20 protein-coding genes are annotated in these 20086 nt (G+C 67.9%); 11 read left to right on the plus strand and 9 right to left on the minus strand.

Annotation, left to right across the window (positions count from 1 at the left end; all coding sequences use genetic code 11):
* Nucleotides 1–90 precede the first annotated feature (90 nt).
* From ACIF9R_RS37075 to ACIF9R_RS37090, 4 genes are all read left to right on the plus strand, one after another.
* A complete protein-coding gene (locus ACIF9R_RS37075) occupies nt 91–1542 on the plus strand; it encodes a hypothetical protein (protein WP_399987338.1) in 1452 nt (483 codons plus the stop codon).
* Complete coding sequence (locus ACIF9R_RS37080; RefSeq protein WP_399987340.1) at nt 1539–2051, plus strand: hypothetical protein; 513 nt, start codon at nt 1539–1541, stop codon at nt 2049–2051. Before ACIF9R_RS37075 ends, ACIF9R_RS37080 begins: the two co-directional genes overlap by 4 nt.
* A 190-nt stretch (nt 2052–2241) precedes the next feature.
* Nucleotides 2242–3345: an IS701 family transposase gene (locus ACIF9R_RS37085; protein ID WP_399987342.1), complete on the plus strand. Its 1104-nt coding sequence runs from the start codon at nt 2242–2244 to the stop codon at nt 3343–3345.
* Nucleotides 3342–3599, plus strand: a complete 258-nt coding sequence (locus ACIF9R_RS37090; protein WP_399987344.1) for a hypothetical protein — start codon at nt 3342–3344, stop codon at nt 3597–3599. The genes ACIF9R_RS37085 and ACIF9R_RS37090 overlap by 4 nt, the downstream gene beginning before the upstream one ends.
* Before the next feature lie 36 nt (nt 3600–3635).
* Here the strand turns inward: ACIF9R_RS37090 and ACIF9R_RS37095 are convergent, their stop codons facing one another.
* Nucleotides 3636–3821 (minus strand): DUF397 domain-containing protein, encoded by a 186-nt coding sequence (locus tag ACIF9R_RS37095; RefSeq protein WP_386491990.1) that lies wholly within the window; start codon nt 3819–3821, stop codon nt 3636–3638.
* Nucleotides 3818–4678, minus strand: coding sequence for a helix-turn-helix domain-containing protein (locus ACIF9R_RS37100; RefSeq protein WP_399987347.1), 861 nt, complete (start codon nt 4676–4678; stop codon nt 3818–3820). Before ACIF9R_RS37100 ends, ACIF9R_RS37095 begins: the two co-directional genes overlap by 4 nt.
* Nucleotides 4679–4909: 231 nt before the next feature.
* On the opposite strand from ACIF9R_RS37100, the gene ACIF9R_RS37105 reads away from it, so the two are divergent.
* On the plus strand, nt 4910–6358 hold the full coding sequence (locus ACIF9R_RS37105) for a hypothetical protein (protein ID WP_399987348.1): 1449 nt from the start codon (nt 4910–4912) through the stop codon (nt 6356–6358).
* Between the two features lie 256 nt (nt 6359–6614).
* Nucleotides 6615–10178: an AAA family ATPase gene (locus ACIF9R_RS37110; RefSeq protein WP_399987350.1), complete on the plus strand. Its 3564-nt coding sequence runs from the start codon at nt 6615–6617 to the stop codon at nt 10176–10178.
* 1 nt (nt 10179) lies between these two features.
* Here ACIF9R_RS37110 and ACIF9R_RS37115 read toward each other — a convergent pair whose 3' ends face one another.
* From ACIF9R_RS37115 to tgmA, 6 genes are all read right to left on the minus strand, one after another.
* Complete coding sequence (locus tag ACIF9R_RS37115) at nt 10180–10479, minus strand: NIPSNAP family protein (RefSeq protein ID WP_359561588.1); 300 nt, start codon at nt 10477–10479, stop codon at nt 10180–10182.
* 1 nt (nt 10480) lies between these two features.
* The gene (locus ACIF9R_RS37120) at nt 10481–10666 is read right to left on the minus strand and encodes a DUF397 domain-containing protein (protein WP_359561585.1); all 186 of its coding nucleotides are present in this window, start codon (nt 10664–10666) and stop codon (nt 10481–10483) included.
* A complete protein-coding gene (locus ACIF9R_RS37125) occupies nt 10663–11523 on the minus strand; it encodes a Scr1 family TA system antitoxin-like transcriptional regulator (RefSeq protein ID WP_399987352.1) in 861 nt (286 codons plus the stop codon). The genes ACIF9R_RS37120 and ACIF9R_RS37125 overlap by 4 nt, the downstream gene beginning before the upstream one ends.
* Nucleotides 11524–11787: 264 nt before the next feature.
* Entirely contained in the window at nt 11788–12921 is a 1134-nt protein-coding gene (tgmC, locus tag ACIF9R_RS37130; RefSeq protein WP_399987354.1) for an ATP-grasp peptide maturase system methyltransferase, read from the minus strand.
* A complete protein-coding gene (tgmB, locus tag ACIF9R_RS37135) occupies nt 12918–13886 on the minus strand; it encodes an ATP-grasp ribosomal peptide maturase (RefSeq protein ID WP_399987356.1) in 969 nt (322 codons plus the stop codon). Before tgmB ends, tgmC begins: the two co-directional genes overlap by 4 nt.
* Nucleotides 13883–14134 (minus strand): putative ATP-grasp-modified RiPP, encoded by a 252-nt coding sequence (gene tgmA / locus ACIF9R_RS37140; protein ID WP_399987358.1) that lies wholly within the window; start codon nt 14132–14134, stop codon nt 13883–13885. Before tgmA ends, tgmB begins: the two co-directional genes overlap by 4 nt.
* A 620-nt stretch (nt 14135–14754) precedes the next feature.
* On the opposite strand from tgmA, the gene ACIF9R_RS37145 reads away from it, so the two are divergent.
* Nucleotides 14755–15837 carry a PASTA domain-containing protein gene (locus ACIF9R_RS37145; protein WP_399987360.1) on the plus strand — a complete coding sequence of 361 codons (1083 nt, stop codon included), beginning with the start codon at nt 14755–14757 and terminating at the stop codon, nt 15835–15837.
* Nucleotides 15838–16281: 444 nt separating this feature from the next.
* On the opposite strand, the gene ACIF9R_RS37150 is transcribed toward ACIF9R_RS37145, so the two are convergent.
* Nucleotides 16282–17199 carry an esterase/lipase family protein gene (locus ACIF9R_RS37150; RefSeq protein WP_399987362.1) on the minus strand — a complete coding sequence of 306 codons (918 nt, stop codon included), beginning with the start codon at nt 17197–17199 and terminating at the stop codon, nt 16282–16284.
* 332 nt (nt 17200–17531) lie between these two features.
* Here ACIF9R_RS37150 and ACIF9R_RS37155 point away from each other — a divergent pair, with 332 nt between their 5' ends.
* The 4 genes from ACIF9R_RS37155 (at nt 17532) to ACIF9R_RS37170 (ending at nt 19774) form a co-directional block, all read left to right on the plus strand.
* On the plus strand, nt 17532–18044 hold the full coding sequence (locus ACIF9R_RS37155; protein WP_399987363.1) for a hypothetical protein: 513 nt from the start codon (nt 17532–17534) through the stop codon (nt 18042–18044).
* 488 nt (nt 18045–18532) lie between these two features.
* Nucleotides 18533–18709: a hypothetical protein gene (locus ACIF9R_RS37160; RefSeq protein ID WP_399987365.1), complete on the plus strand. Its 177-nt coding sequence runs from the start codon at nt 18533–18535 to the stop codon at nt 18707–18709.
* 50 nt (nt 18710–18759) lie between these two features.
* On the plus strand, nt 18760–19263 hold the full coding sequence (locus ACIF9R_RS37165) for a hypothetical protein (RefSeq protein ID WP_399987367.1): 504 nt from the start codon (nt 18760–18762) through the stop codon (nt 19261–19263).
* 73 nt (nt 19264–19336) lie between these two features.
* A complete protein-coding gene (locus ACIF9R_RS37170; RefSeq protein WP_399987369.1) occupies nt 19337–19774 on the plus strand; it encodes an ATP-binding protein in 438 nt (145 codons plus the stop codon).
* The last annotated feature ends 312 nt before the right edge of the window (nt 19775–20086 follow it).

The following is a 20086-nucleotide window of genomic DNA, read 5'->3' on the forward strand; positions in this document are numbered from 1 at the left end:
AGCCGCGTCACCCACGACATCCACATCCACCGCCTCGACCCCGAGAAGGAGATCAACACCGAGCTACAAAAAGCCGCTTAGGAAGCGACGTTGGGTGCAGGATCGCAGCATCTGTTCTCCAGCTTCACCCAGCGTGGGGCACTGGTTTCGCTGTACGACTTTGAGAACCGGCGCCCGAAGAGTCCGGCCCTGCCCAAGGGGGGCAAGTGGTTCGAGAGCGTGCACTCTAGCTACAAGTTCTGCCTGCTCGCTCTCATCGGTCCTGCGTCGCGCGAGCCAGCCGCGCGCCTCGGCTTCTTCCTCAGCGAAATCACCGACCTTGACAATGCAAACCGGGTGTTCGCCCTCAGCCCCGAGGACCTGGCTCTCATCAACCCCAACACGGGCACGCTCCCCGTTTTCCGTACACGTCGAGACGCAGAGCTGACGGTTGAGATTTACCGCCGAATTCCGGTGTTGTGGAACGAAAGGCGTCGCGACGGCAATCCATGGGGGATAAGTTTCAAAAACCTATTCAACATGACTGACGACTCCGACCTATTCCATACACAGGAGGAACTGGAGGGCGCTGGCTGGCAATTGGAGGGCAACGTCTTCACCCGAGACGGGGAGCGAATGCTTCCACTGTACGAGGGGAAGATGGCTCATCTCTACGACCACCGCTGGAATTCCTACACGGCTACAGGAAACGAGGATCGCCGCAGAATCGAGGGCACAGAAAAGCAGAATCCGAACCTCTATGCCGACCCCCGCTACTGGATCGCGGAGCGAGGTCCGATTTCCACTGTCCGGAGGGGTAAGAAAACCGAGGAACGTGGCGTTATCGAGCGCCTCCGAGAAGCAAACTGGGAGCATGGTTGGCTACTGGGCTGGCGTGACGTATGCCGGTCAACTGACGAGCGTACCGCCATCCCTGCCTTCCTGCCCCGCGCAGCCGTAGGGCACAAGTTCCCCCTAATGGGTCCTCGCGTTTCTCCGCCACTAGTGGCCACTCTCGTCGCCACCCAGTCCTCGCTGGTTTTTGACTTCGTGAGCCGCCAGAAGATCGGCGGCATCAGTATGGGGCTGTTTATTTGGAAGCAGCTTCCCGTACCCACCCCTACTGCGCTCGAATCTCACCTTTCCTTCCTTGTCCCGCGCGTTCTAGAGCTCGTCTACACGGCGTACGACATGGCCTTTCTCGCCCACGACCTGGGTGACGAAGGCGAGCCGTTCCGCTGGGACGAGCCCCGCCGGGCGCAGCTGCGCGCGGAGCTGGACGCCTATTTCTTCCATCTGTACGGCATCTCGGCCGATAACGTGAACTACATCCTGGAGACTTTCCAGTCGGAGTCGGGCGGCCTGAAGAACAGCGAAATCGCCAAGTTCGGCGAATACCGCACCAAGCGCCTAGTCCTCGCCGAATATGACCGCATGGCACGGGTCGGCCTCACCCTTGAAAACCCCCTCGTCGACGGCGAGACCTACACCTCCACCCTCACCCCGCCCCCGGGCCACGGCCCCCGCCACCCGGCGAAGACCTCGGACGGAACCACAGCATGAAGTACAAAAACGAAGACCAGATCAAGCAGGCGCTTGGAATCGAATCCTGGAGAAATCTCTCCAAGGACAAGATGGTCAAATTCGTGGCCATGATGCCGGACATGGACACCGAGGTTGCGCTAAAAATCGTTGAACAGTTCCCTGAGTTCAAAGATTTCGCCCTGAACGTCATGGACGTGATCAAAAAATCACATGAATCCACCCTCTCGGCCAACAAGGAGAGTCAAGAGTACGTCCACTTGGCCTTTCAGGACCTCAGGGAGACCCTCAAGAGGGAGCTCGACAGGGGTGAGTTGACCTGGGATCAGCGGAGGGAAATTCTCGAGAAGATGCAACAGGCCGTAAGGGAAGAAGCTCTTAAGGACAGCGAGAACAAACGTTTCCTGGACGGGGCATTCAAGAAAGTTGTGATGGTCGGAGGTGCCGCAGTCGCCCTGGGTGTGGCTTTTGTTGGTGGTCGGATAATGGCCCAAAGCCAGGACGATTCCGAAGATGAGGTGGAGAATTGACCTCAAGGATGGAGCGGCCTCAACGTATCCGCTTCCCCAAGGTAAAGCTGTAGCTCGACATGAACCAGGCGAGTCCCGCCGGCACTCACACGGCAGCTGTAGTTCGTGAGGTGTAGCGGGTCGTTGCTGGTCAGCGTGATGGGTGGGGTGCCTGCGGGCAGCGGTACGGCCACCGGCATCGTGATCTTGTGTGACGAAGAATCAAGAAGCGGTGGCCGCGCAGGCCACGGTAGCGCACGCGCTGTGGAGTGGGTCCTTCGAAGGGGTGATGAGCCGGGTCGCGGGGTGCTTTCCGCGTCGGGAGACACGGCTGACCTGCCGGAACATGGTCGAGGGGCTGCTGATGGTGAAGGAGTCGGCGAACTGCTGGTCGCTGGCCGAGGCGATCGGCCACGGCGGCCCGCACGTTCTGCAGCATTTCCTGTCGAGGGCCCGCTTCGATGAGGAGGCGGTCCGCCGGGCGGCGGCCGACTGGACGGTGGAACAACTCGGCACGAGGAACGTGATGCTGGTCGTGGACGAGACCGGCAACGAGAAGTCCTCCACAGACGCGGTCGGCGCGGCCCGCCAGTACTCCGGGGCACTGGGCGGTATCGGACTGTGCCAGGTCGCGGTGCACCTCTCCTACGTGAGCGCTGACGGACACGCGCTGGTCGACCGCCGCCTCTACCTCGGCGAGGACTGGGCAGCCGACGACGAACGCCGCGAACTGAGCGGGGTGCCTGATACGACCGGGTTCGCCACCAAGCCGCAGCTGGCCGGCGACATGCTCGAAGGCGCGCACGCCGCGGGCATCCGTGCCGGGTGGGTGGCGGCCGACGAGGTCTACGGCGGACGCGAGCTGCGCCGCCGGATCCGCGCGCTGGACTTCGGCTACGCGATCGCCGTGTCCACCAGCCACCGGGTCACCACACCGGGCGGCGGGAACACGAAGGTCACCGCGCTGCTGGAACGGGTACCGAAGCGGGCCTGGATGCGGCTGAGGACCGGCCATGGCACCAAGGGCGAGCGGCTCTACGACTGGGCGATGATCGACGTGATGGCTGACGACACCCCGCCCGGACAGGCCACCGGGCACAGCCAGGTCCTGTACGACGCCACCGCCGCACCGGCACCCTTTCCTTCTACCGGACCTGGCACCCCGACCCTCAGCCGATATCGGTGCTGGTCAGCGCTGTCTGCCGCAGATGGCGGGTCGAGGAGGACTTCCAGGGGGCCAAGGGCCTGGCCCACCTCGACACCGGCCAGGTCACCTGCTGGAACTCCTGGCACCGCTGGAGCCTCATGTCAATGATCGCCTACGCACTCCTGGCCGTCGGCGCCCTCCACGAACGGCAATGCACCGACTCCGACGGCGAGTTGGCCATGGTGCCCGTCAGCCCGCGCGAACTCCTCATGCTGTTGCGGGCCTTCGTCCTGCCAAGGCCCCGCCAGGACGCCGATCCGGCACACGCCCTGCACTGGTCGAACTGGCGTCGTCGACACCAGCATCGCGCGACGGCCTGCCACCACCGCTGGAACAACGTCACAGCAGCGGCCATCGCATGACAGGAACTTCACGCGTCACGAACTACAGCTGCCGTGTCAGACCCCGGCCGCGAATCCAACGAACCACGACCATTCCTCACGGCCGACGGCGAAGTGAGGTCGTTTCACGTCCTTGGAGTCCCGTACGTGGACGGTCTGCTCGGTGATGGCGACCTCGATGCAGCTGTCACCTTGTGCACTGCTGTAGCTGGACTTGTACCAGTCGAGTTCAGGCGTCCTCATAGCGCTCCTCGCATCCGCTCCAGCAGGCCCCTGGAGTCCTTCGGGGTAAGGGCCTGCGAGCGCAGTCTCGCATAGCGCATGTGGAGCTTGCTGACCTGTTTCGGGTCAGCGATCAGGCGGCCGTTCTCCTGTCCTTCCGCGTAGGCGCGCCAACTAGCGTCCGGAGTCTCCAACAGTTGAATCGGGCCAGCCATGCATGCGTGATACTCGCTGTCCGCTGGCATGACCTGAAGCGTGACGTTCCTGGGCGCGACGAGCTCCAGCACGTAGTGGATCAGCTCACGCGTCACCTCGGCACCACCGAGACGACGCATGAAAACGGACTCTTCCACGATGAAGTCAAACGTCGTGTTGGGCCGCTCCTTGAGCAGACGTTGGCGCTCCAAGCGCGCCTGCACCGTAGCCTCCAGGTCATCGTCGGCCATGGGCGGGATGTCGTTTTCGCAAAGAGCCCGCATGTAGCCCTCCGACTGCAACAGCCCGGGAATCAACCGACACTCGTACGTGCAGAGACTCACCGCCACCTTCTCCAGCCGAGCCCACTGCCGGAACCAAGCCGCCAGCCCCGCCTCCCCCCTTGTCAGGAACCGAGCCGAGTGCCGCAGCGCCCCCGTGTTCCCCAGCGCCTCCTCCGCCCGCTCCACGAAAGACGCGTCCGGCATCCGCCGCCCCAACTCCACCGACTCCACCGTGTGCTTGGAGAACCGGACCAGCTCCCCGAACTGCACCCTGCTCAGCCCCGCGTGCTCCCGCAGCGCCTGCACGACGGCCCCGAATGTCCGGAGGCTGTCCGACGGATCCGGTTCCCGCTGGCACTCCCCGCCCGGCACCGCCGGCTCCACATGGTCGGTCGTCATCCGAGGCCCACCTCCAGGTGCTCACACGCCAGGTCCCTCGCCCTGAGAACGCCCAGAGTGGCCGGAAGACACTCGTACGTTCCACCGAACGTGCCCGTACGCTGACGCCGCGTACGGGCCGCTGGCTTGAGATGACGCCCCGGTTACGTGGGCGTCGGGGGACGGTTGTGCCGCCGTTCTCACCGAGGCCGAACCCCCTGCGCGCGTCGGCGGCGCCGATAAGGTCAGCCTGTGACGTACATAGTGACCCTCACCTCACTTCAAATGGCCGAGAACGAAGGCGACTGGCTCATCACTGAGCGCTTCACAAAAGGGCTGCCCACAGGGCTCGACACGTCCGACACCGGCACCCGGTTAGCTTTGCTGGTGTGCGACAACAGGACGCATGCCTCCCATAACAGCCGCAGGGAGTTCTCCGAGCACGGCCGCTTCATCACCTGGATCGGATCGGTGCAGCGCTTCAACACCGTGGGGCCGGTCGACAGCAGCATCACCATCGAACCCATGCGCAGATGCCCGAAGCCGGTGGCTTTGGACGGCCCCGGTGGAATCCTCGCCTCCCTTTCTTCGCCGTACCGAGCACACGTGGAGCAGGCCCTCACCGGAAGCGCAGGACACATCGGCGTAAGAACCTGGCAGGCGCTCCAGGAAGCCCTCCTTCGGAGCCACCCCGAGCTGGCCCGGTACATCGAGTGGCTGCTCGCCAATCTCAACCCGGTCATCTTCGACGTAGACGACGCAGCGGACCGGGCATGGCAGGAACAGCGGGATGCCGCCCAGTCCCTGACTCGGGTGACCGACTTCCCTCACTCCGCGCTGTCTGCCTGGAGACGCCCCGACTCACGGGATGCGCCGTACCTCGCGGGCCTTGTCCCGGACCCGGTGGAGAACAGCCTGATCGACCACGATGTGCGCGCCGGCCTGGGCAGCGGGGCCCCTCTTTTCTTCGATGACTGGCCAGGACTCGATGACGTGCGATGTGACATCCACGTGCTGGAGGACACCGCCGGACGCCGCCTCGAGGTCGTCAACGTCAATGCCACTCTGGTCGAGAACCGACTGGGCACAGACATGATCTACTACCATCATCCCACCCACAGCTTCGTCCTCGTCCAGTACAAACGCCTGGGCTCCCGGGACAAGGAGTACCGGGTGAATAAGCAACTCCTGGACCAGATGGACCGTTTGGAAGGGGTTGCAGAACTCAGCTCGAAGCCTGTGCATCCCCACGAGTGGCGCCTCTCACAGGACGCGTGCTTCCTGAAGTTCGCACACTGGCGGGACGGAGCAGTCCCTACTTCCGAGTTGGCGCGCGGCATGTACATCCCCCTCTCCTACGCTCGCGTCCTTCTGGAAGACGACTGCACGCGCGGGAGGAGGGGTGGGCGCCTCTTCAGCTACGAAAGGGTGGGCCGCTATCTCGTCGCCTCAGAGTTTGCGGAGTTGGTGAAGCTCGGCTTGGTCGGGACCGTGGGAACGAGCGTCGAACAGTTGCGGGACTTCAGTCTGGAGCGTGCCCGCGACGGATACAGCGTCGTACTGGGGGTCGAGACGAGCGAGGAGACGCCTCGTGACCGGTCCGTACGCGTCCGTCAGCGCACCGCGAAGAAGAGACCGAAGGTGATCTCCTACTCCCCACAGACCCCACAGCAGCAGTCGCCCGACACTCCGGGTTTCTGATCTGCGGAGGGTCCGTAGCGTCCACCCGTGCCCCGCTCCGCACAGGTGTCCCTGACGGAGGGGGCATGGCTGATAACCACAGGTGTTCTTGAAACCACCCCTGCATACACAGATGATGCTCACGCTTCCTCGTGCACCGACCGATACGCAGGCAGGGCCCCTCCCCGGTGCACGAAGGAGCACTGACTGCTGAACGGAACGGGGGCGTGACAGTGCCGCGCAGGTATCGAGCCGGTCGGCAGGGGGCCGGTGTCGTATGAGGCAGCGCCTCCAAGTCGTGTTGCAGATTCTGCTGGCACTGGTCGCCTGCCTTCTCGGCATCGTCACCAACTACGCCACCAGCAAGGACGACGCGCCCTGGGCGCTGGAGATGATCCAGCAGTGGTCCGTTCCGGCCATCGGGCTGCTGGTCGTCGCCATGGTGGTCGGGCAGGTCGTCGTGTACCGGCTGGAGAACCCGGCGCCCGCACCCTCGGAGTGGCCCCGTGACCGGATTCCGTATCCAGGGCTGGACGCGTTCGGCGAGGACGAGGCGGCCGTCTACTTCGGCCGGGAGGCACAGGCCGCCGAGCTGACGCGCAGGCTGCACGCCTCCGCGACCCGCCCCGCCGACCGGTTCCTGATGCTGACGGGTGCGTCCGGCAGCGGCAAGTCGTCGCTCGTCCGTGCCGGGGTCATGCCGCGGCTGCGCCGACGCCGGTGGACCATCGTGCCGACGTTCTCACCGGGGCCGAACCCCCTGCACGCGCTGGCCGCGTCCCTGGCCGTGGTCGGTGGCGGCAGGGAGACGCCCGATGCGGTGCTGCGGCGGCTGCGGCAGGGGCCGGAAAGCCTCGCGGCCGAGTTGTCGCGGTTACGAACCGGGCAGTTCCAGCGGGTGCTGCTCGTCATCGACCAGTTCGAGGAGCTGGTCACCCTCGCGGGTGAGCGGGAACAGGCCCAGTTCCTGGAAGCGCTGCACGCGTGTCTGCGGCAGGAGTCCTCCGTCCGGGTCCTGGCCACGTGCCGGGTGGACCTGCTGGGACGGCTGCTCGGGACCGGTCACGCGCCGTTCCTGCAACACCCGGTCGCCATCGGCACGTTGAGCCGGGCGCAGCTCGCCCAGGTGGTGGAGCGACCGGGTGCGCTGGTGGGCATCTCGTTCGAGCCCGGCCTCGTCGAGACCATCGTGGACGACACCGGTACGGATGATGCGCTGCCCCTGCTCGCCTATCTCCTCCAGGAGCTGTACTTCGCCTGCGGTCCGGGCGGCACGGTCACCGAGGAGACGTACCGGCAACTCGGAGGCGTGGCGGGGGCGCTGGCCCGGCAGGCGGACAACACGGTGGCCGCCCTCGGCACTCCGGGCGGCATCGACTTCGCGCTGCGGGTGCTGCTGAAGTTCGTCACCGTCGAGGAACGGGACCTCGCCCGCCGTCCGGTGCGGCTGTCCGAGCTGACCGACCGCGAGCGGTACGTGGTGGACGCCTTCATCGAGGCGCGCCTGATCCGGTCCTACGCCGCTGAGGGAATCGCGGGGAACGCGGACGGACACCGGGACGCGTGCGCGGAGGTGACGCACGAGGCGCTGTTCCGGCAGTGGGCACCCCTGCGCCAGGAGGCGGAGGCGCGGGCGGAGCGGCTGCGGGAGCGGGCCGAGTTGGAGCGGTGGGCCGCCGACTGGGAACGGTCCGGGCGCAGTGTGGACTACCTCCTCACCGGTGAGCGCCTCACCGTCGCCCAGCGGTGGCTGGCCGCGTTGGAGGAGGCCGGGCAGGCGTCGGCTCCCGCCCGTGCGCTCGTCGACGCCTCGCAGCGCCGGGACCTGGCCTTCCTCAACCGTGTCTCGGAGAGCATCGGCCGGCAGGTGCTCGCCAGTGCGGAGACCGAACCGGAGCGGGCGCTGCTGCTCTCCCTGGCCGCGCTCGGCGAGTGCGCGCCGACCCCGGCCGCGCGGCGGGGACTGATGACGGCGCTCGCCGCGAGTCATCTGCGGACCCGGCTGGACGGTCACACGGACACGGTCCGGGATGTCGCCTGGTCCGCCGACGGACGACTGCTGGCGACCGCGTCCAGGGACGGGACGGCCCGCGTGTACGACGCGGAGTCGGGGCGTTCGCTGCGGGTGCTGCCGTGTGACGGCGCCATGGTCGAGTCGGTGTCCTTCTCCCCCGACGCGACACGGCTGGCCACGGCCGGGCGCGACCAGGTCGTACGCGTCTGGGACGCCGTGTCCGGTGAACCGGTCCGGCAGCTCGCCGGCGCCGGGGACATCGGTCGGCAGGTGGCGTGGTCGCCGGACGGGGCGCGGATCGCCGCCACGTTCAAGGACCAGGTGGCCCGGGTGTGGGAGGCCGACAGCGGTCGGCTCGTGCACGAACTGCGCGGCCACACGGGTGACGTCTGGGGCGTGGCCTGGGCGCCTGACGGTTCGCGTCTGGCCACCGCGTCGCACGACCGGACGGTGATCGTCTGGGACGCGGCGACGGGAGCGGCCGTGACGACCCTGACCGGGCACACCGAGTTCGTCGAGGGCGTCGCGTGGTCGCCGGACGGAGAGTCGCTGGCCACCGGGTCCGGCGATCACACCACTCGGATCTGGGACGCCCGCACGGGCGCGCTGCGGCTGCTGCTGCGCGGTCACGCGGACTACGTGTGGAACCCGGCATTCTCACCGGACGGCCGGCTGCTCACCTCCCCGTCGTCCGACCGGACGGTGCGCGTCGTCAGCACCGAGGACGCGAAGGAGGTCGCGGTGCTGCGCGGCCACACCGACACGGTGTGGGCCGTCGCATGGTCGCCGTCGGGCACCCAGCTCGCCACCGCGTCGACGGACGGCAGCGGCCGGGTGTGGGACCTCCGGCCGCGGGGAGCCGAGTCCGTTCTGGTCCAGGGGCACGACGGGCCGGTGAACCAGGCGGTGTGGTCCGGTGACGGAACCCGCCTCGCCACCGCCTCGGACGACGGGACGGCACGGATCTGGAGCGCGGACTCCGGCGCACCCGCCGGGCCGGTGACGGTGCCGGGCGAGCGGGTGTGGAGTGTGGCGTGGGCGCCTCACGGCGACCGTCTGGCCCTCAGCACCGCGGACGGACTGGTGCGTGTGGTGGACGGCTCCGGCAGCACGGTGTTCGACCTGCGCGGTGAGCCCGTCGAGGGCTGCTCGTGGTCCCCGGACGCCCGGCGAATCGCGACCGGCGGCCACGACGGCACCGTACGCCTCGTGTCCGCCGTCGACGGCGCCGAGCTGCGGAAACTGACCGGGCACCAGGACTGGGTGGGACGCGTGGCGTGGTCGCCGAGCGGGCGGAGACTGGCCAGTTGCTCCGACGACCGCACCTGCCGCCTGTGGGACACCGCCGACGGCACCCAGCTGACCGTGCTGCGCGGACACGGCAACTACGTGGAGGACGCGGCCTGGTCCCCGGACGAGGAGCGGGTGGCCACGGCCTCCGGTGACTGGACGGCCGCCGTGTGGGACGCGGTGACTGGCCGGCGTATCGACGTGCTGAAGGGCCACGAGGGGCGGGTCCGGGCCGTCGCCTGGTCGCCGGACGGCCGCCGCGTCGCGACCGGTTCGGACGACCGGACGGTGCGGCTCTGGTCCGCCGCCACGTTCGAGGAGCTCGCCGTCGTCGGCGTCCACCGGGACAAGGTGCTGTCGGTGGCATGGTCCGGGGACGGTACGCGGCTGCTCACCGCGTCCGCCGACGGCACCGCGCGGGTGTGGCCGGCGGACCCGGATCACGACCAGCTGGAGGCGCGGGCGCGCGGGCGGGTGTTCCGCACGCTGGACGCGGAGGAACGGCGGCAGCACCTGCTGCCGCCGGACCCCGCCTGAATCAGTAACGCTGCTCGACCGTGCGGTCGTCGGTGTGCAGGAGGTAGTCGTCCGGGTCGAGGCCCATCGCCTCGCGCTCGGGCGACGCCCAGTACAGCGCGTTGCGCTCCGCGAAGGTCTCCGTGCCCTCGTAGGAGATCAGCCAGACGAACTGGTTGCGCTCCCGGTCCACCCAGGCCCCGCCGATCTCGAAGCCCAGCTTCAGCCGCAGTGGCACGATGTCGTTGCGCCACCGCTCCACCCATTCGTCGAGCAGCCCTTCACGAACGGTGTACGTACGCAGCTGCGTGGTCCTGGGCATATCAGTCGTCCCCGAGGAAAGCGACGAACTGCGACCAGCCGTTCCGGCTCACGGTGAATGGCTGACGCATCACATCCTTGGAGTCCCGTACGTGGATGGCCTGTTCGGTGACGGCAACCTCAACGCAGTTGTCACCAGCCGTGCCGCTGTAACTGGACTTGAACCAGGTCAGTTGCGTGCCGCTCATAGCTCTCCTCTGATCCGCTCCAGCAGGCCCACGGAGTCGTGAGGGGTGAGGGCCTGTGCGCGGAGTGTCGCATACCTCCGGTGAAGGACGGCAGCCTGTTTCGGATCAGCGATCAGTCGGCCGCTCTCCTGTCCTTCGGAGTACGCCAAGGACCTCCCGTCCGGGGTCTCCAGCAACGCCAGAGGGCCGTCCAGACCCGCATGGGACACAGTGCGGGTAGGCATGACCTGCACGGATACGTTGCGGAGCCTGGCGAGATCCAGGATGTGGTCCAACTGGCCGCGCAGCACATGCTCACCCCCCAGAGGGCGCTGCACGATGCACTCCTCCATCACGAAGCTGAAGCTGGTGTTGGGCAGTTCCCGGATGAGGCCCTGCCGTTCCATCCGAGCTGCCACCTGCGCCTCCATCTGTTCGTCGGAGAGAGGCGGAATGCGGGTCTCGAAGGCCGCCCGCGCATACCCCTCCGACTGCAACAGCCCCGGCACCAACCGGCACTCATAGGTACCGAGGCTCACCGCGGTGCGCTCCAGCCTCGCCCACCGCCGGAACCAAGCCGCCAGCCCCGCCTCCCCCCGCGTCAGAAACCGCGCCGAGTGCCGCAGCGCCCCCGTGTTCCCCAGCGCCTCCTCCGCCCGCTCCACGAAGGACGCATCCGGCATCCGCCGCCCCAACTCCACGGACTCCACCGTGTGCTTGGAGAACCGCACCAGCTCCCCGAACTGCACCCGACTCAGCCCCGCATGCTCCCGCAGCGCCTGCACGACCGCCCCGAACGTCCGCAGACTGTCCGACGGATCCGGCTCCCGCTCGCACTCCCCGCCCGGCACCGCCGGCTCCACATGGTCGGTCGTCATCCGAGGCCCACCTCCAGGTTCGCGCACACCGGGTCCCTCTGATGGAAAACGCCGGGAGCAGCCAAAAGGACACTCGTACAACCCACCCATCAGCCTTGTACGGTGCCGCACCGTACGGGACGTACCCCGCATAGACGCTCACGCGAGACCGCATGTCATTCGACCGTCCCTCGGCGGCGCCGACCCCCGGCAGGCACTGAAGGGTTCCCGCGCCATGAACGCAAGGCTGGGCATCCGCAGACCGTCCGGGCAAGAGCAAGACACTCAGGCTGGCAGTCGCCAGCAAGGCCCTTCCGGGTCGCCCAGCCAGACGACCTGATTCCATTCGGTGACCGTCATACCGAACGCGGACTGGTCGGGCGACCCCGCTTTCTGCCAGGCGTCGAGCGCGTCCTCGACCTGGTCCCACAGGCGCAGGGGCCCGTCCTGGTGCACCGTCCAGCCGTTGCCGTCCCGCTCGGTCCATGCCTGCGATCCGGTTGCCGTGTCGACGAGGGCGAGGCCGTCCCCTGTACGAACCAGTTCGGCTGACGGAGCGCCGAGTTGTGCGACGAAGAGCCCGGTCCAGTCGTCCAGCAGATCCGGGCTCAGCCGCGCTTCCCGCGTGCTGCCCGGGTGCGGGTAGAAGGTGGGGCGAGGCGGCCGTTCGTGCGGCCGGGCGAGCATGTACGACACCGGGTCGGCGGCGAAACGACCGTGTGCGACGCCTTCCTCGTCGAGGGTGAGCCGGATCAGGCCCGAGCCGAGCATCCAGCCGCTGATCGTCGTGGTGATGCCGCCCCCGTCGCGGAGCTGCCGCAGCCACGCCGGGGGGACGGTGCGCACGGCGCACGTCGCGATCACCATGTCGTAGTCGGCGCCGTCCCGGTGACCGAGCAGGCCGTCGCCGACGACCAGGTGCGGGGAGCAGCCGACGGCCCGGAGGTGCCGTGCGGCAGTGGCCGCCACCGTCTCGTCGTACTCGACGGAGTACACGCTCTCGTCCCCGAGCCGGTGGCAGAGCACGGCGGTGGAGTAGCCCGTGCCCGTGCCGATCTCCAGGACCCTGTGGCCGTCGCGGACGCCGGCGAGTTCGAGCATCCGCACGACGAGCGACGGAAGCGTGCCGGAGGAGGTCGGCCGTCCCGCCACGGGGGCCGCGGCTTCCCGGGCGCCGATGCCGTCGACCTGTGTCACCCAGGTGGTGTCCGAGTGGACCATCCGGAGCCACTCGTCCTCGTCGAGCTGCTCGCGGCATACGGGCTCCCATCGGGTTCCGCGGGGGCGGAACACGGCGTCGCCCAGGAACAGTTCCCGGGGCACGGCCTCTACGGCGGCGCGCCACGCCGGATCGGTGAGCCGGCCCCGTGCGGCAAGTTCGCGGGCAAGGTCCTTGCGGAGGAGTGCGGTGCTGGTCATCGGCTGTCCCGGTCGGGGTGCTGAAGTCGGTCGGCGAGGGCGGCGGTGATCCGGTCGGTGACGGCGTCGGGGAACCACGCGAACTGCCCGTTCGGATTGCACTCGTACCAGTGCCACCGTCCGGCGGCGTCGAGCCCGAAGTCGAAGGCGCCGTAGGTCAGGCCGAACGCGGCGAGGTAGTCGCGCACGCCCTTCGTCACGTCGGGCGGCGGGTCGACGAGGCTGTAGGCGAGGTCGTCGTAGGAGCGGCGCCAGTCCAGCCCGGGCGCCCCATCGATCCGTACGGCGAACAGCCGGTCCCCCACCGCGGTGAGCCGGATGTCCGCGATCTTGTCCACACGGCTCTGGAACAGGTGCATCGTGTGGCCGACCCCGGCGTCGAGTTCGATCGCGTCGACCTCCTCGACCCACACCGTCAGGCCCCGGCCGTCCCGATCGGTGTACTCGCCGTTGTACAGCGGCTTGTAGACGGCCGGGCCGTGGTCGCGGAGGAACCGCCGGGCCCGCTCCTCGTCGTTGGTGAGGAGCGTCGGCGGCACGCGCAGCCCGCACCGCGCCGCGGTCGTGAGCTGGGCCGGCTTGTACTCGGCGGCCCTGTTGCGCCACGGGTGGTTGACGTAGTGCGCTCCCGGCAGGGCCGCCAGGATCCCGCCGAGGCCGTGGCGTGCCTGCTGTGCGCACCAGTCGGCGTCCGGTCCGTCCAGCCCTTCGGGGGCGGAACAGGGGCGTGGGCGGCGCCAGTACACGGACCGGATCGTGTCCAACGCCAGGTCCCTGGTTTCCGTGCACACCTCACCCATGAGCCGCGCACCGTCCGCGCGCGCCGCCACCCGGACCGTCTCCGGGAAGTCGCCCGGGTCGAGCCGGACGACCGGTACCGAACGCCGGCCCAGTTCCCCGATCACGACGTCCGCCGTCGCGTCGTCCAGCCGCGTGACGACGAGAACCGGCGACACCCCGCTCAATCGCCGTCTCCCTGCTGGTCGCTTCCCTCGTCCGTGGTGCCGTCCATGGAGGTCCTCGTCTTCGTCTCCTTGCAGGTCTCGCTGCGCTTGTGCCGGTCCAGTTCCGGAACGTCCAGGCCGTCGGGTCCGATCCACCGCCCGACCTGGCGGTCCGCATCGAGCACGACCGTCGCCGCGGTCAGCACAGCCGCTGCGGGAAACGGCCTCATCCGGGTCAGGCCCCACGGCCTCGCCGTCTGCATCGTCATCAAGAACCCCTTCCTGTCCGTCGCTTCGCCACTACGGCGACCGCACCGAACACAGCCGCGCACCTGGGCCCTCGACGTTCGGAGCCGCTTCAGGCGCGTGCGGGCCATGTCCCCGCGATCACCGGCGTCCAGCGTGACCGGCACGGATCCAAGCTGTCCACCCAACGTGCTCGTACGCTGACGAAGCGTACGGGTCGCGCCCGCACGGCAGAGTGCGTTGACAACGCTAACGCGCATTACTCATACTCTCTACGTGCACATAGCCATCCCGGCATGGGTAGCAGCACCCAGGCCGGCGCCCGACCCTGCCCCGGTGAACGCGTCGGCTCCGAATGGAAGTTGAGCCCGTACACACGCGCCACTCACGGGGTGGCCGCCCACCGTCCAGACGAGGAGTCACCACCGCGTCCGACAGCACGTCCGAAAGACCAGAACTGGCCAACTGACAGCCGCTGTCACGCCGAACGCACCCGCATCGCGGCCTCCGGGGTCCACGTCCGTCAACCACTCGCGTAACAACAGCACGGCCAGGGCTGTTGAACATCTTGCCCCCGGCACGAGTCAGGGCCCGACCTGGTCCCCACACCGAACACCGGACACCGGAGAACGAGAGAGCGCCCGTGAACCCGTACGACACCCCTCCACCCTCACCCCGGCCCTGGTGGCGTACCACCCCCGCCCTGCTCGGTCTCCTGGCCCTCGTGACCCTGCTCAGCGCGGTGAGCCTGCCGCTCGGCTTCCTCGTGATGATCGCCGCCATGGTGGCCGTATGGGTCCTGCCCGCATGGCGCTGGTACGCCAGACTCGGCGCCACGTTCGGTGCCTTCTTCCTGATGCTGATCAGCGCGGGCATGAGCGGGCAGCTCGACGACAGTGGGCCGGACACGTCCGAAGTCAGTGCACAGGACACGGACGACAAGGGCACCGAAGCCGCTCCGTCCCCCACCATCTCGAAGGCCCCCGAGCTCACCGACTACACGGGCAAGGCCCTCGACGAGGCGGAGAAAGGCGCCCGTGCGGCCGGCTTCACCCCCGGCCGTCACGACGCGTCCGCAGAAGACCGGACGATCGTCGTGCGGTCGGCATGGACGGTGTGTTTCCAGCAGGCCGATACCACCGCACAGTCCGTCGCCTTCGCCGCCGTGAAGGACGGCGAGCCCTGCCCGTCGAAGGACGGCGGGCCGCTCCCGTGGCCGACGATGCCGGACGTCGTCGGCGACACCTACAACACTGCGGTCGAGGCGCTGGACCGGGCCGGCATCGACCTCGCCAGCATCACGCTCGACGACGTCTACCTCGACATCGACGCCCCCACTGCCGAAGAGGCCGCCGAGGAAGGCGACGAGTGGCGGGTGTGCTTCCAGCGCCCCGACGAGAACGGCGAAGTCACCTCCACCACCACGGTCCACCTCGACCTGGGGCAGTGGACCGACGCCGATCTCGTCCAGGAGTGCCCGTCGAAGAAGGACACGACCTACAAGATTCCCGCCAACGCCCCGGACTACGACGACGGCAGCGCCGGCGACGACAGCACCACCGGCGGCGACTCCTCGTCGTCCGACGGCGGCAGCAGCAGCAACGTCGGCACCGTGCACCCCGGTTCCTACTGCTCCCCGCCCGGTGCCACCGGCGTGACCAAGGCCGGAACCCCCATGGTCTGCGGCCCCGGCTCCGACGGCCGCAACCGCTGGCGCTCCTCCTGACCGGCAGCGAAGCCTCAACGTCACACCATCGAGCGATGACAAGACCGGCAGAGCGCCACATCCCGCACTCTGAAGCCTTCGGGCAGATGGCGGAGGCCGCTGAGGGCAGCATGCGGACCATCAGCGGAGTCGAGCGACTGGAGGCACAAAGGCTGTCCAGAAGGAGGGGACCAACCGGCGTCTGGCAAGGCGGATCGCGGAACTGGAGGCTCAGGCCGCCGAGATGGCCTCGGAGACGCCCGCCGCATCGGCCTCAACCGCGTCGGGTTGACCTGCACGACGTGCCTGCGGCCCGGCGGCTGATGCCGCCGGGCCGCACTCTCTTTCACGTCGCCTCAGAACCCATCCCTGAGCCCTAGTCAGGCACGCAGGGCATAGATCTGGAGGGGATCTGTACGGCGTGGTGTTCCTGCGTTGGTGCGATGTGAAGCAGGCGGAGCAGGGTCACCAGCGGCTGTGCCAGTACAGGGCGTTCATGGTGGCCCGCAGAGGAGCGGCACCCTCCCGCAGGGAACCCCAGGCGCCGCCGTTGTTGGTGTAGCGGAGCGGGAAGACGCCGGCCCGCTTGGTACGCAGCTGGCTGTGGCCCAGCTCCGAGCGCGCCGAGTAGCGCACCAGGTGCTGCGCTCCGACGTCGGTGGGGGCGGCGTTGCCGGCGCTGACCGTGCCGTCGGCATTCGAGCCGATGAGGGTCCAGTCCGTTCCTCCCTGGGCCTGGGGGAGGGTAGGGCCGAGCCAGCGCCGGAAGGCGCCGTTCGGGTAGTACATCTCACGGCACTGAAGGTTGGAGAGGCAAGCGCCCGATAACAGTGCGGCCTTTTGAGGGGTGCCCAGGTTCACGACGTCCTCGACCAGGAGCACCGGAGGCCAGTCCGGGTCACCCTTCTCGTATCCCGCCAGCGCCGCACGGACGATCAGCCCGCCCATGGAGTGTGCGACAACGTCGACGGTCTGCCCCTGGGCGGAGTACCTATTGTAGATCTCCCACGCGAGGCCGCGTCCGAGGACCTTCAGGGAGGTGTCGACGGTGCCCTTGCCCTGAGGGTCAATCCGCACGTCGCAACCAGGATCGTCCTCCTCGTAGAAGCCGACGCGGTGCAGCGTCCCCTCCCACTTGGACCTTTTGAACAGTTTGGCGGCGGAGTTCCACTTGGCTCCGCAGGTGTCGCCGGGGGTGTAGCCCTTGATGAAGAAGACCGGGCGGGCCTTGTTGTCCTCTCGCGCTGCGGAGGTCTCGACCTCAGATGGTGCAGAGGCGCCGACCGCGGTGGCGGGCCAGGAGGCGGCAGTACCGGTGGGCGCTAAGACGGAGGCTGTTCGGCTGCCCTTGTCGGCATCGGCATCGGCCGCTTGTGCGGGCATGCCGGCAACGCCAACAGTGAATGCTGCTGTGAGGGCCGCGGCGGCGAGAGCGGGACGAATACGCATCTGTCTCTCTTTCGGTCGAAGGTGTGGCAAGTCTCGGCAGACGAGCTGTTCAAGGCAATGCCTGGAGTCGTCCGGGGCTTGTCCGGGACAGTGGCAGCAGTCCGACCTGCGATGTCCGGTCATCAGTCAGACAGCCTCACCCATCCGAGAGCAGCCGGGCATCATGTCGACACTCGATCTTCGGGTTCAAAGATGGGTTCTCAGGCGCGATTGATCTCCTTGAGCATCCGACCTACGGGCCGAACAGCGGGATCGCACACAATGAAGTGAAGACGGAGGGACGTGCCCTCCGCTTCGCCTGCCGTACCGAGGGCGGGACACGCAAGGTCTACGTCGGTACCCAGTACCCTGACCACACGGTCGAACTGACCACGCTGGACGAATGTCACCTGACGGACGACGGGATCATCACACCGCACGTGACACGTGAACCGCCCACGAACATCACGGCGGATGCGGGCGCGGACATGACGGCCCAGCTCGCCTTCCCCATCGTTCCCGGCCGGCTCGCATTCACTGCGGCGATACCCGCCGAGGAACAGAACAGCACAGGACGTCGTCTCTACCACGCGGACGTCCAGCCATCGGGGCCGGCGATGACCCGTATGCGGATTACGCTGCCCCTCCAAGCCGTTCCCCCTTCCCCGCACCGGCTCAACGTCATCGAGACCACCGCGCATCTCATCCCCCTGACCGCATCCGACGCCGCCGCCGAACCGAGCTGGCAGATCGAAGCCGTCGGCTTCACTCTGCTCCCCGTTCGAAGCGATCCCCGCTAACCGGACCTGCGGCCCACTCCGGAACCTCCGGCGTCTTCCGCCTCCATGACGGACATCCACGTGCGGGCCGCGCTGATCGAACGCTTCCGCAAGGAGCTGGGAGCAGTGGCGCTGTCCCACGGCCTCATCGACTGGGAGACGCTCGTCGGCACAACGGACGTCGCGCCGAGTGACATCACCCCGGTGGACCGCGTCCGTCTGCTCATCGAGGTGGATCACCCTCGCGCCGGCGGCAAGCCGGTCCTCTCCTCTCTGGTCGTACTCACCGGTGATGCATCCGGCCCGCCGCCCTTCTTCACCGAGGTCCTGGCCGGTTTGGGCTGGAAGCCGGTCTTCCCGCAGCCAAGGTCGCCGACATCTGGGCTCGCGAGCAGCGAACGGCGTATTCGACAACACCTACGTCGAGCCGGCGGCCGAGTAACCCGCCCGACCGCCCAGACCCCGGCGAAGGACACACGGCACTCGACCAATCACGGAGCAGATCCCTCATGCCCTACGCCGCCGACGACACTCGCAAGGTCCAGACCGCGGTGCTCGACGGGGCCGAGTCGGACCGGCCCGTGTTCCTGCCGTACGACCACGACGACTTCGATGTCTTCATGCGGACGCGTACGCGTGAGGACTTCTACTGCGGCACCTGCTCGGCGGTTGCGGCAAGCAGCTGACTGCCAAGCGGTACACGGACAAGAAGCGCCACTTCGCGCACCGTCCGCCGGTGCACTGCCGTCGTACGCGGACCGACGAGGCCAGCGCCGACCACCTCTACATCGGTCAGGCCCTCGGACAGTGGCTGGTACGGGAGGGACAACGGGGTACGGACATCACGTACCCCGACCTCGGTTCGGGCCCCGGTGGCGCAGTCGAAGCACGGTTCGGAGCGGGGCTGCGTCTCATCCGCGTGCAGCTGTCCCACCTACCCGTCGCCGCCTGGGAGGCGGCCCGCGCAGAACTCTCCGGCACGCATCCGAACGTCCAGTGGGCCTACGGACCTCACAGTGGCCTCGGGCACGGTGAGGCGCAAGCCGCAGGGCACGCCGTCCGCTTCATCTGCCGTACCGAAGGCGGGAACCGCGTGGTGTATGTCGGGACGCAGAGCACGGACCACACCATCGAGTGGACGACCCTGGACCGGTGCCGGCTGACGGACGAAGGGATCGCCGTACCCAGCCCGACCGAAAGCGCGGCCGTGGTCGTCTTTCCTCCGTACCGCTCACAGTGAGTGTTCGTACGCTGACGCGACGTACGATGCTTGCTCCTGGCGTAAGCTCCCCGCCCGCCGTCACGCTGGCCTCATGAACGTGAGCACGCCCCATATCCCCACCGCATCCAGGTCGTTCGCCCAGCAGCTGTCGTCCACACGCCGAGGCGCGCGGCTCGCACGCCTGCTGGCAGCGGCGGAGTTCAGCGATTGGGAGATCTCACCGTCCGTAGCCGAGCGCGCGGAACACATCGTGGCCGAGCTGGCTGCCAACGCGGCGCTGCACGGCCGGGTCCAGGGCCGGGACTTCCGCTTGGCCCTGGACCTCGACACGGCCACCCGCACGCTCCGGATCGAGGTGAGCGACACGCGCGGCGACCGGCAGCCGTGGCCCGCGGCCGTACCGGAGGAGGAGGCCGAGTCGGGTCGCGGCCTGCTCCTCGTGGACGCGCTCGCCGACCGCTGGGGGACGAAGCCGTATCTGCCGAGCGGCAAGACCGTCTGGGCGGAGTGCGCCATGGAAGCGCCTTGATGTATTCCCGGCTGAGCCGGGAGGAATTCGGAGAATATTCCTGGGCTGAATGACTTACCCGGAGTCGAAAGGCAAAGGAGACCGTAGCATGTCAGGAAAGCGGTGGCCGGGTCCAGGTATCAGGGACGGTGCACCGCGAGGCCCGCGCGATACGGCGAAAGCTGGATTGCCTGAACCCCAATCTCCAGTTGGTTAAAAGACGAACCCGCCGGCACGACACGGCCCCGGCGTAGTTCCGGGTTGATGTGGTTTGCCCGGTGATGTGTCGGTGGGCTGGGCCGGTTTGCCAGACGAGCGCGACTCCTGATGATC

Source organism: Streptomyces sp. NPDC086080 (genome assembly GCF_044540255.1).
Taxonomy (GTDB): domain Bacteria; phylum Actinomycetota; class Actinomycetes; order Streptomycetales; family Streptomycetaceae; genus Streptomyces.

Coding starts and splice junctions, on each gene's coding strand:
- ACIF9R_RS37080 (WP_399987340.1), top strand. CDS start 1,539: ATGAAGTACAAAAACGAAGACCAGATCAAGCAGGCGCTTGGAATCGAA.
- ACIF9R_RS37090 (WP_399987344.1), top strand. CDS start 3,342: ATGATCGCCTACGCACTCCTGGCCGTCGGCGCCCTCCACGAACGGCAA.
- ACIF9R_RS37110 (WP_399987350.1), top strand. CDS start 6,615: ATGAGGCAGCGCCTCCAAGTCGTGTTGCAGATTCTGCTGGCACTGGTC.
- ACIF9R_RS37100 (WP_399987347.1), bottom strand. CDS start 4,678: ATGACGACCGACCATGTGGAGCCGGCGGTGCCGGGCGGGGAGTGCCAG.
- ACIF9R_RS37125 (WP_399987352.1), bottom strand. CDS start 11,523: ATGACGACCGACCATGTGGAGCCGGCGGTGCCGGGCGGGGAGTGCGAG.
- ACIF9R_RS37095 (WP_386491990.1), bottom strand. CDS start 3,821: ATGAGGACGCCTGAACTCGACTGGTACAAGTCCAGCTACAGCAGTGCA.
- ACIF9R_RS37170 (WP_399987369.1), top strand. CDS start 19,337: ATGAACGTGAGCACGCCCCATATCCCCACCGCATCCAGGTCGTTCGCC.
- ACIF9R_RS37115 (WP_359561588.1), bottom strand. CDS start 10,479: ATGCCCAGGACCACGCAGCTGCGTACGTACACCGTTCGTGAAGGGCTG.
- tgmC (WP_399987354.1), bottom strand. CDS start 12,921: ATGACCAGCACCGCACTCCTCCGCAAGGACCTTGCCCGCGAACTTGCC.
- ACIF9R_RS37150 (WP_399987362.1), bottom strand. CDS start 17,199: ATGCCCGCACAAGCGGCCGATGCCGATGCCGACAAGGGCAGCCGAACA.
- ACIF9R_RS37160 (WP_399987365.1), top strand. CDS start 18,533: ATGCCCTACGCCGCCGACGACACTCGCAAGGTCCAGACCGCGGTGCTC.
- tgmA (WP_399987358.1), bottom strand. CDS start 14,134: ATGACGATGCAGACGGCGAGGCCGTGGGGCCTGACCCGGATGAGGCCG.
- ACIF9R_RS37120 (WP_359561585.1), bottom strand. CDS start 10,666: ATGAGCGGCACGCAACTGACCTGGTTCAAGTCCAGTTACAGCGGCACG.